This window comes from Arthrobacter sp. Soil736, assembly GCF_001428005.1.
Taxonomy (GTDB): domain Bacteria; phylum Actinomycetota; class Actinomycetes; order Actinomycetales; family Micrococcaceae; genus Arthrobacter.
Genome location: NZ_LMSB01000001.1, coordinates 485,887 through 499,427, shown reverse-complemented (window position 1 = coordinate 499,427; position 13,541 = coordinate 485,887). Strand labels below are relative to the sequence as shown.

At 67.5% G+C, this 13,541-nt stretch carries 12 protein-coding genes and 3 pseudogenes; 9 read left to right on the top strand and 6 right to left on the bottom strand.

Annotation, left to right across the window (positions count from 1 at the left end):
- From ASG92_RS29460 to ASG92_RS28900, 3 pseudogenes are all read left to right on the top strand, one after another.
- Positions 1–509: pseudogene (locus ASG92_RS29460) on the top strand (ABC transporter substrate-binding protein); the annotation flags it as partial.
- A gap of 1 nt (position 510) precedes the next feature.
- Positions 511–971: pseudogene (locus ASG92_RS29455) on the top strand (ABC transporter substrate-binding protein); the annotation flags it as partial.
- Position 972: 1 nt separating this feature from the next.
- Positions 973–1,173, top strand: a pseudogene (locus ASG92_RS28900) (sulfonate ABC transporter substrate-binding protein); the annotation flags it as partial.
- Positions 1,174–1,285: 112 nt separating this feature from the next.
- On the opposite strand, the gene ASG92_RS02325 reads toward ASG92_RS28900, so the two are convergent.
- A complete protein-coding gene (locus ASG92_RS02325; protein ID WP_157372034.1) occupies positions 1,286–1,723 on the bottom strand; it encodes a hypothetical protein in 438 nt (145 codons plus the stop codon).
- Between the two features lie 152 nt (positions 1,724–1,875).
- The gene (locus ASG92_RS02320; protein ID WP_056623794.1) at positions 1,876–2,592 is read right to left on the bottom strand and encodes a GntR family transcriptional regulator; all 717 of its coding nucleotides are present in this window, start codon (positions 2,590–2,592) and stop codon (positions 1,876–1,878) included.
- Positions 2,593–2,722: 130 nt separating this feature from the next.
- Between ASG92_RS02320 and ASG92_RS02315 the strand changes: the two genes are divergently transcribed.
- The 5 genes from ASG92_RS02315 (at position 2,723) to ASG92_RS02295 (ending at position 8,416) form a co-directional block, all read left to right on the top strand.
- Positions 2,723–4,126: a sugar porter family MFS transporter gene (locus ASG92_RS02315; protein WP_056623791.1), complete on the top strand. Its 1,404-nt coding sequence runs from the start codon at positions 2,723–2,725 to the stop codon at positions 4,124–4,126.
- Positions 4,126–5,097 carry a BadF/BadG/BcrA/BcrD ATPase family protein gene (locus tag ASG92_RS02310; protein ID WP_056623788.1) on the top strand — a complete coding sequence of 324 codons (972 nt, stop codon included), beginning with the start codon at positions 4,126–4,128 and terminating at the stop codon, positions 5,095–5,097. Before ASG92_RS02315 ends, ASG92_RS02310 begins: the two co-directional genes overlap by 1 nt.
- 107 nt (positions 5,098–5,204) lie before the next feature.
- On the top strand, positions 5,205–6,281 hold the full coding sequence (locus ASG92_RS02305; protein ID WP_056623785.1) for an SIS domain-containing protein: 1,077 nt from the start codon (positions 5,205–5,207) through the stop codon (positions 6,279–6,281).
- Complete coding sequence (gene nagA / locus ASG92_RS02300) at positions 6,278–7,423, top strand: N-acetylglucosamine-6-phosphate deacetylase (protein ID WP_056623782.1); 1,146 nt, start codon at positions 6,278–6,280, stop codon at positions 7,421–7,423. Before ASG92_RS02305 ends, nagA begins: the two co-directional genes overlap by 4 nt.
- Before the next feature lie 78 nt (positions 7,424–7,501).
- Positions 7,502–8,416, top strand: a complete 915-nt coding sequence (locus tag ASG92_RS02295; protein WP_056623778.1) for a DUF1905 domain-containing protein — start codon at positions 7,502–7,504, stop codon at positions 8,414–8,416.
- Between the two features lie 67 nt (positions 8,417–8,483).
- Here the strand turns inward: ASG92_RS02295 and ASG92_RS02290 are convergent, their stop codons facing one another.
- The 4 genes from ASG92_RS02290 to ASG92_RS02275 form a co-directional block, all read right to left on the bottom strand.
- On the bottom strand, positions 8,484–9,065 hold the full coding sequence (locus tag ASG92_RS02290) for a histidine phosphatase family protein (RefSeq protein WP_056623947.1): 582 nt from the start codon (positions 9,063–9,065) through the stop codon (positions 8,484–8,486).
- 134 nt (positions 9,066–9,199) lie between these two features.
- Positions 9,200–9,607, bottom strand: coding sequence for an SRPBCC domain-containing protein (locus ASG92_RS02285; protein ID WP_056623775.1), 408 nt, complete (start codon positions 9,605–9,607; stop codon positions 9,200–9,202).
- 301 nt (positions 9,608–9,908) lie between these two features.
- Entirely contained in the window at positions 9,909–11,306 is a 1,398-nt protein-coding gene (locus tag ASG92_RS02280; protein WP_200951857.1) for an MFS transporter, read from the bottom strand.
- 113 nt (positions 11,307–11,419) lie between these two features.
- Positions 11,420–12,355, bottom strand: coding sequence for a dihydrodipicolinate synthase family protein (locus ASG92_RS02275; RefSeq protein ID WP_056623772.1), 936 nt, complete (start codon positions 12,353–12,355; stop codon positions 11,420–11,422).
- Between the two features lie 163 nt (positions 12,356–12,518).
- On the opposite strand from ASG92_RS02275, the gene ASG92_RS02270 reads away from it, so the two are divergent.
- Positions 12,519–13,541 carry a LacI family DNA-binding transcriptional regulator gene (locus tag ASG92_RS02270; protein WP_056623769.1) on the top strand — a complete coding sequence of 341 codons (1,023 nt, stop codon included), beginning with the start codon at positions 12,519–12,521 and terminating at the stop codon, positions 13,539–13,541.

The following is a 13,541-nucleotide window of genomic DNA, read 5'->3' as shown; positions in this document are numbered from 1 at the left end:
GGCGTGAAGCAGGGCTTCATCAAAGAGAACCTGGGCAGCACGAAGCTGTCCACGCAGGTGTTCAACGCCGGCCCCGCGGCGATCGAGGCGCTGAACGCCGGCGCGATCGATGCCACCTACATCGGCCCGAACCCGGCCATCAACTCGTTCGTCAAGAGCAAGGGCGAGTCCGTCAGCATCATCGCCGGCGCCGCCTCGGGCGGGGCTCAGCTGGTGGTCAAGCCGGAGATCAAGACGGCCGCGGACCTGAAGGGCAAGACCCTGGCCTCCCCGCAGCTGGGCGGCACCCAGGACGTGGCGCTGCGCGCCTGGCTGGGCAAGCAGGGCTACAAGACCAACACCGACGGCGGCGGKGACGTSGCGATCAACCCCACCGAGAACGCCCAGACGCTGAARCTGTTCCAGGACGGCAAGCTCGACGGCGCGTGGCTGCCGGAGCCGTGGGCCTCCCGGCTGGTGCTCCAGGCCGGCGCGAAGGTCCTGGTGGACGAGAAGGACCTGTGGGACGGNAAGCTCGACGGCGCGTGGCTGCCGGAGCCGTGGGCCTCCCGGCTGGTGCTCCAGGCCGGCGCGAAGGTCCTGGTGGACGAGAAGGACCTGTGGGACGGCTCCCTGACCGGGAAGCCGGGCGAGTTCCCCACCACCATCCTGATCGTGAACAAGAAGTTCGCCGCCGAACACCCGGAAACCGTCGAAGGGCTGCTCAAGGGCCACGTCGAAGCGGTGAAGTGGCTCAACGACACCCCCGCCGCCCAGAAGGCCACCGAGGTGAACGCCGCCCTCAAGGACGCAGCCGGCAAGGCCCTGCCGCAGGACGTCATCGACCGCTCGCTGAAGAACATCGTGTTCACCGTTGACCCGCTGGCCGGAACCTTCACCAAGCTCCTGCAGGACGGCGTGGACGCCGGCACCAAGTTCATTCTCGAACGCATCGGAAGTCCTGATGTGCCGCGCCGCCTTCATCTGGTATCNCCGCAGGACGTCATCGACCGCTCGCTGAAGAACATCGTGTTCACCGTTGACCCGCTGGCCGGAACCTTCACCAAGCTCCTGCAGGACGGCGTGGACGCAGGCACCACCAAAAAGGCCGACATCAACGGCATCTTCGACCTCACCACGCTGAACACGGTCACCGGGCAGAAGACATCCGCGGCCGGTCTCGGCAACGACTGATCCGCGCACTCAACAATCCACCAAGCAGCAATAGGTCCGGCGGGAAGATTCCCGCCGGACCTATTGTGTGGCCGGACTTTTTGTGTGGCCCGTCTTGTCCCGCGCGAGGCGCCTACAACGCCGTCGGGACTTCCTCGAAACGGTAGAGGTCGTCGGCGGACTTCAACGCATAGTGAAAGACCATGCCGCCGGGGCTCTCCTGGCTTCCGATGTATTCGGCCATCTCCCACGGCGCCTCAGCCACCGCACCGGCCCACGCGTGGGCTTCCTCCCAGTGAACGCTTGAGGCCCTGCGGTCGGGTTGAAGGTTCATGGCCACTGCCACGCCCACCGCAGCGGTCCCGTTTGCGGGAAGCCAGCGCGCGAAGCCGACGATCTCCACGGAAACGCCCGGAGTGACCAGGCACGGCCGGCGCGCCATGGTGGTGGCCGCTGCGTCCAGGCCTCCGGGGCCGATGTCCTGCCAGACCAGGGCGTGCACCTGGCTGCGGAAGAGATTCAGTTCCGCGCTGCATTGCGTCCGGATCCTGTGAACCAAAGCTGTAATCATGGCCCCCCGATTCAAGGAGGGCGCTGGGCCACCCCGTTGATGCTTGTGGACCCACACAACCACCCGGCTACATACTTCTCAATGCCCTGCGACACCGGCCGACTCAGGACGCAATATGGGTTAACGTGGCGCCGTGCAGCGTAAGGAACCGCCTAGACGTGCATCCGGGCCACGAAGCGGAACCTGTCGCCCCTGAAGACCGATTCGGTCCACTCAACGGGGCGGCCTTCGGGGTCGAACCCGAGCCGGTGCACCAGCAGCATGGGCGCCCCCATTTCCACGTCCAGCAGCCGGACCTCCTCAGGGCCGGCGAGCTTGGTCTCCACCGTGTCCTCGACTTCACTGATGCGGATTCCGTAGTCCTCGCGCAGGGCCGAGTACAGCGATCCCCGGACCTCCACGTTGCCAGCAAGATCCGGCAGCTCTCCGGCGAGGAAGGCCGTTTCGTGGGCGAGCGGTTCGCCGTTGACCAGCCTGATGCGCTCAACCCGGTGCACTCCGGCGCCCGGCTCCACGGCCAGCCGCTTGGCGGTCACGGTATCCGCCGGCACCTCGCTGATGTCCAGGATCCTGGCGGAGGCGGTCATCCCCTGGCTGGCCGCATCGTCCGTGAACGATGTGAGCTGGCGGACGTGCGTCACCTTCGGCGGGGCCACGAACGTGCCCCTCCCCTGCGTGCGGTCCAGCCGGCCCTCGGACACAAGTTCACCGATCGCCTGCCGCACCGTGGTGCGGGACGTGCCGTACTGCTCGGCGAGCGCCCGCTCCGTGGGAATCAGCGTTCCCGGGACCGCGTCCTCAATGAGGGTGAGGATCTGCTCCTTGAGTACGTAGTACTTGGGCAGCGCGGCAGCGGCGGGGGTCTCCATGGATCCGATACTACCTATTGACAGGAAAATTGGTCTACGCCAAAATAGGAGAAATTGGTTTATACCAATCGTCCCGGGACCTACTTCGGACGCACTCCCCATCACATTCCCCACGCACAAGGACCCAATGATGTCGTTCCTGCAAGACCTGCGCCAGACTCCGCGTCTTGGCCTTCTGGTCGGCGGCACCGCCGCGACCATCGGAATTATCTACGGCTACGATCTGTCGAATATTGCCGGCGCCCTGCTGTTCATCACCAAGGAGTTCCAGCTCTCCACCAGCCAACAGGAGCTGGTGACCACCGCCGTCGTCATTGGCGAAGTGCTCGGCGCCGTCCTGGGCGGCTGGCTCGCGAACAAGATCGGCCGGAAGGCCTGCATGGTGGGCGTCGCCGGAGCGTATGCCGCCTTCGCGGTGCTCAGCGCCCTTGCGGCCGACGTCCCCATGCTGCTCGTCGCCCGCCTCCTGCTCGGCCTCACCATCGGCATCTCGGTGGTTGTGGTGCCCGTCTTTGTGGCGGAATCGGCACCTCCGAAGGTGCGCGGCGCCTTGCTTGTCGCCTATCAGGTGGCCACCGTCATCGGCATCATCGTCGGATACCTCGCCGCCTACGCGCTGTCCGCATCCGAGAACTGGCGGCTGATGCTGGGACTGGCCGCAGTCCCCGCCGTCGCCGTCCTTGCCGTCACGCTCCGCCTCCCGGACACCGCCCGGTGGTACATGATGCGCGGGCGCAAGGAAGATGCCCGCCGCACGCTGTCCTCCATTGAACCGGACGCCGATGTGGACGCCGAACTGGCCGACATGCAGCGCGCCATCAGCGAGGAACGCGGCGGGGGCCTGCGGGAGATGCTGCGCTCCCCCTACCTCAAGGCGACCGTCTTCGTCGTCGGCCTCGGGTTCTTCATCCAGATCACGGGCATCAACGCCGTGGTGTACTACAGCCCGCGGATCTTCGAGGCGATGGGCTTCACCGGCAACGCCGCGCTGCTCCTGCTGCCCGCGCTGGTCCAGGCCGCTGCCCTGGTTGCCGTCTTCGTGTCGCTGTCGCTGGTGGACCGGGTGGGACGGCGTCCCATCCTGCTCGGCGGCATCGGCATGATGATTGCCGCCAACATCATCCTCGTCGCCGTCTTCATGGTGGGCCGCGACTTCGGCGGCGCCCTGACCGTGGTCGGGTTCCTCGGAGTCCTGCTCTTCACGGTGGGCTTCACCTTCGGCTTCGGCGCGCTGGTCTGGGTCTACGCCGGCGAATCCTTCCCGGCCCGGCTGCGTTCCCTGGGCGCCAGCGCCATGCTGACCTCCGACCTCGTGGCCAACGTGATTGTCGCGGCCTTCTTCCTGACCATGTTGCAGCGGCTGGGCGGCGCCGGCACCTTCGCCGTGTTCGGCGTGCTGGCCGTCGCCGGGTTCGTCTTTGTCCACCGCCTCGCCCCGGAAACCAAGGGCCGGAACCTCGAGGAAATCCGCCACTACTGGGAAAACGGCGCACGCTGGCCGGAAGCCACCGACAGCAAGCCGGCGGCCAAGTGATGCCCCGCGTGCTGGGCTTGGACCGTGTCCTGGGACTGGATATCGGCGGGTCCAAGACCCACGCCATCCTCGCCGACGAGGACGGCGCCAGCGTCGCCGAGTGCACGGCCGGCAGCGCAAACATCGCCTCCGTCGGGCACGAGGCAGCATCCTCGGCACTGGATGAGATTGCCGACCGGCTCGGCGCGGGAAACCGTGACGGCCACGGAATACGCACCGTCTTCGCCGGGGCCGCAGGGGCAGACACCCGCGACGGCAAGGACCGGCTGGCCGCCCTGCTGTCCCGCCGGTTCCCCGGTGCACGGATCCGCGTGGCCCACGACACCCGCATCATCCTCGCCGCCGGAGGGCTCGAGGCCGGCACGGTCCTCATCTCCGGCACCGGCTCCGCGGCCTGGGCACGGACCGGCGACGGCCGCGAGGCCAGGGCTGGCGGCTGGGGATACCTGCTGGGCGATGAGGGAAGCGGTTACGCGGTGGCCTGCAGTGCAGTCCGCAACGCCCTTTCCGAGCACGACGGCGGCCTGACCGCCGGGCCGCTGACGGCCCAGCTGCTGGAGCGGACCGGCACTGCTGAGCCCGCGGAGCTGCTGGACCTCTTCTACCGGAAGCCGGAGCGCCGGTACTGGGCCGGCCTGGCCGGAACGGTCTTCGCCCTCGCGGCCGGGGCGGACCGGGTCAGCACCGGGATCGTCGACGACGCCGGCCGGCACCTTGCCGCCCTCGCCGTCGCGGTCAACGGGAGGCTGGGCACCATCCCCGCGACCGGGTCCGCCGCTCCGCCGGTCCTGCTGGCCGGCGGGATGCTGGTCAACCAGCCGGCGCTGGCCGGCCGGGTCAGGGAGCTTCTGGGAGAACGCGGCCTGGCCGACGTGCGGGTGCTGGACCGCGCCCCCGCCTGGGGTGCCGTGAAACTGGCCCTCGACGACGCCACCGCGTCAGCCCAACAGCACCGCCCGGTCCCGGCCTGAGGGTCCGACTGCCACGCCAATCCCTCTCCGTCCGAAACACCCAACTCCAGACCCAAGCACCCAACCCCAAGCCCAAGCCCAAGCCCAAGCCCATTCGAGGAGAACGCATGACCCCGCCGAACACCACCCTGACCGCAGACGGCGCCGCCACCCGGCCTCCCGGAGTGCTGATGGCCGCCGAAATCCTCGAGCAGCCGCAGGCGCTGGCCCGGCAGCTCGACCACGGCCGCCCCGAGATCCGCCGCCTGGCCGCCGTCCTTCGGGACGCGGATATCCGGTACGTCCTCCTGGCGGCCAGGGGCACGAGTGACCACGCCGCCCTGTACGCGAAGTACCTCATCGAGACCGTTCTGGGCCTGCCGGCCGGGCTCGCGTCGCCGTCGAGCCTTACCGTGTACGGCGCGGAACCCAAGATGGACGGGGTCCTCTGGCTGGCCGTGAGCCAGTCGGGCGGATCCCCCGACCTGGTGGACTCCACCGCCGCGGCCGCCCGCGGCGGGGCGCTCACCGTTGCGGTAACCAATGCGCCGTCCTCGCCCCTGGCCGGCGCGGCCCGGCACCACCTGGACATCATGGCCGGGCCGGAGCGAGCCGTGGCAGCCACCAAGAGCTACACCTCCCAGCTGCTGGCGCTCTGGCTGCTCGTCGACGCCTGGGCCGGCGGGGACGGGACCGACGCGCTGGCGCTGCCCGGCCACGCGGCCGATGTTTTGGCCAGACCGGAGATACTGGAGGTGGCAGACCGCTACCGCTACGCGAACCACATCATCACCACCGGGCGCGGATTCTCATACCCCACCGCACGGGAGGCGGCGTTGAAACTGATGGAAACGTCCTATCTGGCCGCGCATGCCTTTTCCGGAGCCGATCTCCTGCACGGACCGTTCGCGATGATCGACGAGGACCGCCCCGTCATAGCCATCGCTTCCCAGGGAGCCGGCGGACGCGCCCTGCAGCCGGTGCTGGAGCGGCTGGCGGAGCGCGGGGCGGACGTCTGCCTGGTGGGCGACCCCGGGGCCGCCCGCCCGCAGAACCATGTGGTGCCCCTCCCGGCCGTCAGCGAGCAGCTCGCTCCGGTCCTTGAAATACTGCCCCTGCAACGTCTGGCCCACGCCATGGCCGCGGCCCGGCACCGGGATCCGGATGCGCCCCGGGGCCTGCGCAAAATCACGGAAACCTGGTGAGTCCAACGCTCATCTCCGCCGCCCGGGTCATCACGCCCGAGGCCGTCCTAGAGCCGGGCTGGGTGGAAGTCCGGTCAGGCCGGATCAGTGCCGTGGGCGGCGGGACACCTCCCCGCGAGCCTGACGCCAGCTATCCGGACGGGACACTGGCGCCCGGCTTCATCGACGCCCACATCCACGGCGGCGGCGGCTTCAGCTTCAATGACGCTGATCCCGCTGCCGCCGCGGTCAAGATCGCCGCAGTACACCGTGAGCACGGGACCACCACGCTGATGGCAAGCCTCGTCACTGCCTCCCTCGCGCACCTTGAGAGCGCGGTGGGGGCGCTGGCGGAACTGGTTGAGGATGGCGTGCTGGCCGGAATCCATTTGGAGGGGCCCTGGCTCAGCCCGTATCACCGGGGCGCGCATACCAAGAGCCTGCTGCGGACCCCGGACCCGGCCAGCATTGACCGGCTCATGCTGGCCGGCCGGGGCACCATCAGAATGGTCACCATCGCCCCCGAGCTGGAAGGCGGCCTCGCGGCCATCCGGCAGATCACCGGGTACGGCGCGGTGGCCGCCATCGGCCACACCGGCGCCGACTATGACCTGGCCCGGCAGGCGATCGCGGCGGGCGCCACCGCCGGGACGCACGTGTTCAACGCGATGCGGTCGCTGCACCACCGCGAACCCGGGCCTGCGCTGGCGTTGCTGGAGGACCCGGCAGTATTTGCCGAGGTGATAGCCGACGGCGTGCACCTGCACCCCTCGCTGGTGCGCTTCATCTCCGGAAGCCCGGCCCGCGCCGTCTTCGTCACGGATGCCATGGCGGCGGCGTGCGCGCATGAGGGGACGTACGACCTCGGCGGGCTGGAGGTCCGCGTGGCCGACGGCGAGGCGCGGCTGGTCAGCAACGGCGCCATCGCCGGCAGCATCCTCACGCTCGACGCCGCCGTGAGGCACGCGGTCCGGCATGCGGGTGTCCCGCTGGCCGACGCAGTCCGCGCGGCCACGCAGAATCCGGCGGACATGCTGGGGCTCTCCGACGTCGGCCGACTGGAGCCGGGCCTGCGTGCGGATCTGGTGGTGCTCAGCGAGGATCTCGGGGTTGCGGCGGTCATGAAGTCCGGAGAATGGTGCCGTTCGGAGGCCGCTGGTTGAGCCTGTCGAAACCAGCGAGACGCCGCCAGCCGGTTCGGGTTCTTGTATGGCGGCTTTTCGCGGCGCGATAATGACGGCATGGTCCGCTTCAGCGCAACGGTGCAACAGCGGGGGCCCAATCCGTTCCTCGATGTTCCGGGCAGGGTCAGCGCTGAGTTGCTGCCTTTTGCGAACCACGGCCGAATCCGGGTGACCGGGCGACTTGATGGCACGGAGTTCAACGCGACCCTCATGCCAGTCAGGCCTGAGGGTCACATCCTGTACGTTCCAGGCGGCGTGCGGGCCGCAACCGGAGTGAAAGTCGGAGACACCGTAACTGTTGACGTGCTGCCCCTGGGTCCGGAGCGGGTCAGGCCTCCGGGCGATCTGGCTGCCGCCCTGGACGGCGTGGCGGGCGCCTACGAAAAGTGGGATCTGCTGCCGGCTCCGCACCGACGGGAGCTGAGCCGGTTCCTCGAGGACGCACGGAGCGCCAGGACACGCGGTCGCAGGGTTGAGCAGATTGTGGCTCAGGTGCTGGGCGGGGAAGTCCTGCCGCCGGGCCAGCGCACCGACCGGGAGCTGTGGACGTGCCCAAACTGCGGGCGTGCGTTTGTCACCCGAAACATGTACCACTCCTGCGCCAGGCACTCGCTGGACGAGCCCTTCCGCGAGAAACCGGCGGAGATTCGGCAACTTTTCGACGTGGTACTTCAGACTTTTGAGTCCATTGGCGCGGTCACCCTCGTGCCGTACCAGGACCGGGTCGCCTTCATGGTGCGCGTGCGGTTCGGCGGGGTCAGGCCCAGGAAGCATTGGCTGGATGTGGACTTTTGGCTCACCCGCAGGGTGGAATCCCCCAGGTTCCATCGAATCGAGACGTTGTCTCCGTACACGCATATCTGCACGGTCCGGGTAACCGACCCCTCCGACGTCGACGGCGAACTCGCCGCATGGCTGCGCGAGGCCTACGCGGTGGGGTGCCAGGAACACCTGCAAAGCACCGGGCCCTGATGCTGTTTCTGCAGTTAGCCGACCACGCCGGCGATGTGTGGTTCTGAAGGGTCGGTGCGGGTCAGCCCTAAACGGCAGCCACTACCCGCTCGCCGTTGAAGTATTCGAGCTCCCAGCCGTCAACAGCATGGTGGTGGGCCAGGTTGAGCACGGCGTTGTCGATGCTCTGCAGGGTGCGGCCGATTGCGCGGCTGAGGCTCACGCGGAGGAGCGTGCCGTGGGCGACGACCAGGACGCGGCGGCCGCGGAACTCCTCGGCCAGCGCTTCCAGCGCGGCCAGCCCGCGGGAGGCTGCCTCGTCCTCGCTTTCGGCGCCGCGGAAACCGCCGTCAGGGGTGCGCAGTGCGTCCAGTTCGGGGCCGGCCTGCAGGCCCTCCGCGGGTCCGAAGCTACGTTCGGCGAGCTCGGGCAGGCGCCGGTCAACGCTGAGCCCCAGCCCGGCGGCAATCAGGTTGGCGGTTTCGGCGGCACGGCTCAGCGGCGAGGACACGATCGCGTCCCACTCGTAGTCCGACAGGACGGCGACGGCGTCGCGCGCCTGGCCGCGGCCGACGTCGTTAAGCGGAATGTCGGTGGATCCCTGCAGCCGGCGCTGCGCGTTCCAGTCTGTCTGGCCATGGCGGACAAGGGCTAGCGTCGTAAAGGTCATGCCTTCCATTCTCCGTTACAAGGGAAACTGACCCTTCGGCCAGCGCCACTGCGCGTCCTATTGCTACGGCATCCTCTTGCTACGGCGTCGAGTCAGGGCTGCGGCAGCGAAGGCGTCAGACCCGCCCGGCCGAATCAGGAAACGCCGGAGAGAACTCCATCGATCCGGGACAGCAGGCCCGGCCACCCGCCGCCCATGCCTTGGAAGGCCTGCTGGCCCATTGGCGTGTCGAGTCGGAAGCCCTCGTGCACAAGGTGCAGGACGGTCCCATCTTCGACGGCCTCGAGTCGCCACGTCACGGTGGTGTCCAGCTGGCCCTCGGAGAAGAGGAAACTGATCGACTCGCCGGGCTCGACGGCGAGGACTTGGCACTGCTGCTTGCCCCACGCGCCCATGTCCATCGTGAAACGGTGGCCCACGGTGGGTGCGATATCGCCCGGGGCCCACCAGCGGGACAGCAATTCAGGTGTGGTGAGCGCAGCCCACACGGCTGCGGTCGGGTGCGGGAGGCGGCGCTCGAGCCGGATCGTGTTCTCTGTCATGACGGTTTCTCCTCGTCCAGAAGGTTTGCAAGCGCGTCGAGGCGCTCGGTCCAGTTTCCGACATATCAAGCGATCGATGAACCACCTACCAGCCGCCGACCTCGGCGAGGCCTCCCGGCTGGAGGTGGTACAGCCGGTCGGAATTTTCCGACATATCAAGCGGTCGGTCACCCACCAAACGATGCCGGCCGCGCGGCGATCGCGCTGCAAGGCCTCGGTTTCTGCGGAAATGACAGCGGCCCAGCCTCGTCGAGGTCTGGGCCGCCGTGGTGTCGTAATTGTGCGCGGGGGCGGGGGTTGGTTAGGGCGAGAGTTCTTCGAGGACGCGGCCCTTGGTCTCGATGGCGAAGACGATGGTGATGAGGCCTCCGATCAGGGCAACTGCTGCGAACGCGGTAAAGACGTAGCTGATGCCGAAGTTCTCGACGATCCATCCGACCAGGAGCGGCCCGATGGCGGATCCTGCGCGGAGCCAGGCGCTGCCGAAGCCCGTGCCGATGGCGCGAAGCCGGGTCGGGTAGAGCTCGGCGGAGTAGAGGTACAGGGAGAACGAAATGGTTTGCAGGATGGCGTAGGCGACGCTGGCGAACACCACGACCTGGGTCGCGGAGACGGCCCCGAGGGCCGTGAGCACGATGAGGGGAACGGTGGAGGCGAGGAACGCCACGGAATACCAGCGCTTGCGGCCGACCCTGTCGATGAGCAGGGCGCAGAGGATGGAGGCGACAACGCCAACCGCCGACGTCACCCAGCCGTAGGCGAGACTGGTCTGCAGCGGCAGGTTGAAGGTTTGCTTGTACAGGGTCGGCAGCCAGGTGATGAGGCCGTTGTTGACCATGTAGACGCAGATCCACAGAAACCAGATGGTGAAGGTGCGTTTGCGGTAGATGCCCTTGAAGAGTTCGCGCCAGTCGGAGCGGGCGGTGGCCTTGGGGTCCACCGGTCGCACGACGGGTTCGGGAAGCGTGGCCCCGGCTTTGAGCGCTTCGTTTTCGAGCATGCTGACGACGGCGTCGGCCTTCTGGACGCGGCCTGTAGAGGCGAGCCAACGCGGCGACTCCGGCATGAGTACGCGCATCGGGATGGTGAGTACGGCGGGGATGAGGCCGACGATGAACATGGCCTTCCACCCGAACACCGGGACAAGGAAGTAGCCGGCGATGCCTGCAAACATGAGACCGACGGGGAAGATCACCTCGTAGAGGAGGAAGAACCGTCCGCGCTTCTTGGCCCCGATGAATTCATTGATGTATGCGCTGGCGACAGGCACTTCGCCGCCTGTGCCGATGCCTTGGAGGAAGCGGAAGACGATCATGGACCAGGCGCCCCAGGCGAACAGGCAGGAGATGTCCATGGACACGAACAGAATGATGGTGATGAGCAGGACTGGCAGCCGCCCGATCCTCTCAGCCAGGTGTCCGAAGAAGAGGGAACCAAAGATTTGCCCGACGTAGCCGGCCGAGAGGATCATTCCGATCTCGCCTGCGCTCAGGTGCCATTCGGTCACCAATTGGGGCATCGCGAATGCGATGGCCAGGACAGTGTAGGCGTCGAAAAAGGTTGCTGACCCGATGATGATGCGGATGAGGCTCAGCCGTCGCGTGACCGGGAGCCGTTCGAGTCTGGCTACCAGCTCGGCGTTGATTCGGGCGGCCTCGGGGCCGCTGGCCATTGTTGCGGTGTTGTTCGGCTCGCGCACTGCGAGTCCTCCTTCTCCAGCTGCGGTGCTGGGGTCGTCATTGACCAAGAGTGGAGAGTGAAAGTTTGGAAAGGATGGCGGGCGGTGTGCCCGCCATCCTTGGGATCCGGGGATCAGGCGGGAACGGTGACGCTGCCCAGGTTGGCGGACTTCAAGGCCAGTGCGATTTCAGCGCCGGCGCCTTCGGCCAGGGGAAGCAGCGGCGGACGGACGGTGGCGTGTTCGAGGATGCCGCGGGCGACGAGGCCCTCCTTGAGGGCGACGGTACCTTCCATGTGCGATCCGCGGTGGTAGACGTTCTTGGTCACGGGCAGGAGGCGGTCGTGGATGGCGCGGGCTGCCGAATAGTCCTTGGCCTTGCCCGCGGCGATGAGCTCCACGAGCGGCTCGGGGGCTAGTCCGCCGTAGCCGACGAGTGCGCCGTCGACGTCGAACATGGTGTGCAGCAGGTACTCGTCGTGGCAGGTCAGGATCTGCAGGTCCGGGTAGGTGGCCCGCAGTACCGGGATTTCGGTGTCCCAGCGCTTCATGTTCCGCACACCGTTCTTGGTGGCGAACACGCCTTCCTGGCCCGCGATCTCAAGCTGGGTTTCCAGGCCATAGGTGGCCTTGGTGGCGTCCGGGTACTGGAAGAGGATCAGCGGGAGGCCGGACGTTTCGTAGATTTCCTTGTAGCGGGTCTGCGGGGCACCCTTCTGGTATCCGAAGCGGAGCCAGCCGTGGGAAGGGTAGACAAGGCCGGCAGCGGCGCCGGCCTCAACCGCGCGCTTGGCTTCCAGGGCGGCGACCGTGTTGCCCTCACCGGTGATGCCGGCGATGATCGGCAGGCTGTCGTTCACTGACTCGCGGAAGGCCCGGATGACAAGTGCCTGCTCTTCCTGGGTCAGGAAGGTCCCTTCGCCGGCGTGGCCGAGGACAACCAGGCCCTTGACGCCTTCGACGCTGGCAAGCCAGCCGCCGAGCCGGTGGATCGCGTCGACGTCGACGCTGCCGTCCCGGTTGAACGGCGTTACAGGTGCGGGAACAAGTCCGCGGAGATCGATGGTCATGAGAGCTTCCTCTGTCTTCTTGATCGTAGTCCCCGCTAGAATATGAGAACGTTTGCGGGAACGTTTTCATTGTGAGGTGTGGTTCAACTCACTGTCAAGGCCCGGTTGCTCGCAAGGAGGAAATAGAGTGTCTTTTAAGACAATCCCAAACAGGAGTATTCGCATGGAACCGGCTGCACCAGGCGCAAGCGTCACCCTGCGGGATGTTGCCGCGGCAAGCGGAGTGAGCCTTTCCACGGCCAGCCGCGCCTTGGACGAGCGCGGCACCCAATCGCGCTCGGCCGCTGCCCAGCACGTCCGGAAGGTCGCCGCGGAACTCGGTTACCGGCGAAACTCATTCGCATCGAGCCTGCGCCGGGGGGAAACCCGGACGCTGGGCGTGCTGGTGCCACGCCTCAGCGACACGGTGATGGCGCTCATGTTCGAGGAGCTGGAGCGCGCAGCCGCGGACCGTGGCTACTTCGCCATGGTCGCCACAAGCGGAGATGACCCTGAAGACGAACGCCGGGCCGCAGAAACGCTGCTGGATCGCAACGTGGACGGACTGATCCTCGCCACGGCCCGCCTCGATGACGACCTGCCCCGCCTCCTGCGCCAACGCGGCGTCGCTCACGCGCTGGTACTGCGTACCGACGGAGTGAGCCCCTCCGCAGTCGGGGACGACGACGTCGGCGGATACCTGGCGGTCCGCCACCTCATCGACCTGGGCCACCGTGAGATCGCCGTCGTCACCGGCCCGTCCTTCACTTCCAGCGCGGTTGGCCGGCTGGCCGGCGCCCGCAGAGCCTTGGACGAAGCCGGCATCCAGCCGCCCAAAGAATGGCTGCTCGCCGCCGGCTACGGCATCGAAAACGGCCTCTCCGCCGGCCAGTCGCTCCTGGGCGAAAACGCAGGGAAACGCCCCACCGCCGTTTTCGCTGCCAACGACAACATCGCCATGGGCATCATCGCGGCCGCCCAGCGCTCCCACCTCACCGTCGGGCGGGATCTGGCCTTGGTCGGCTACAACGACACTCCCCTCGCGGCCAGGCTCCCCACCCCCCTGTCTTCGGTGCGCGTGCCGCTGAACCAGATAGCAAGTACAGCCATCGATCTGCTCGTCAACCCCGGCAAAGAGCCGACCATCCGGAAATCCGTGCCAACGCTCATCCCCCGCGAATCCAGCGGCCCCCCAAGGCACACGTGA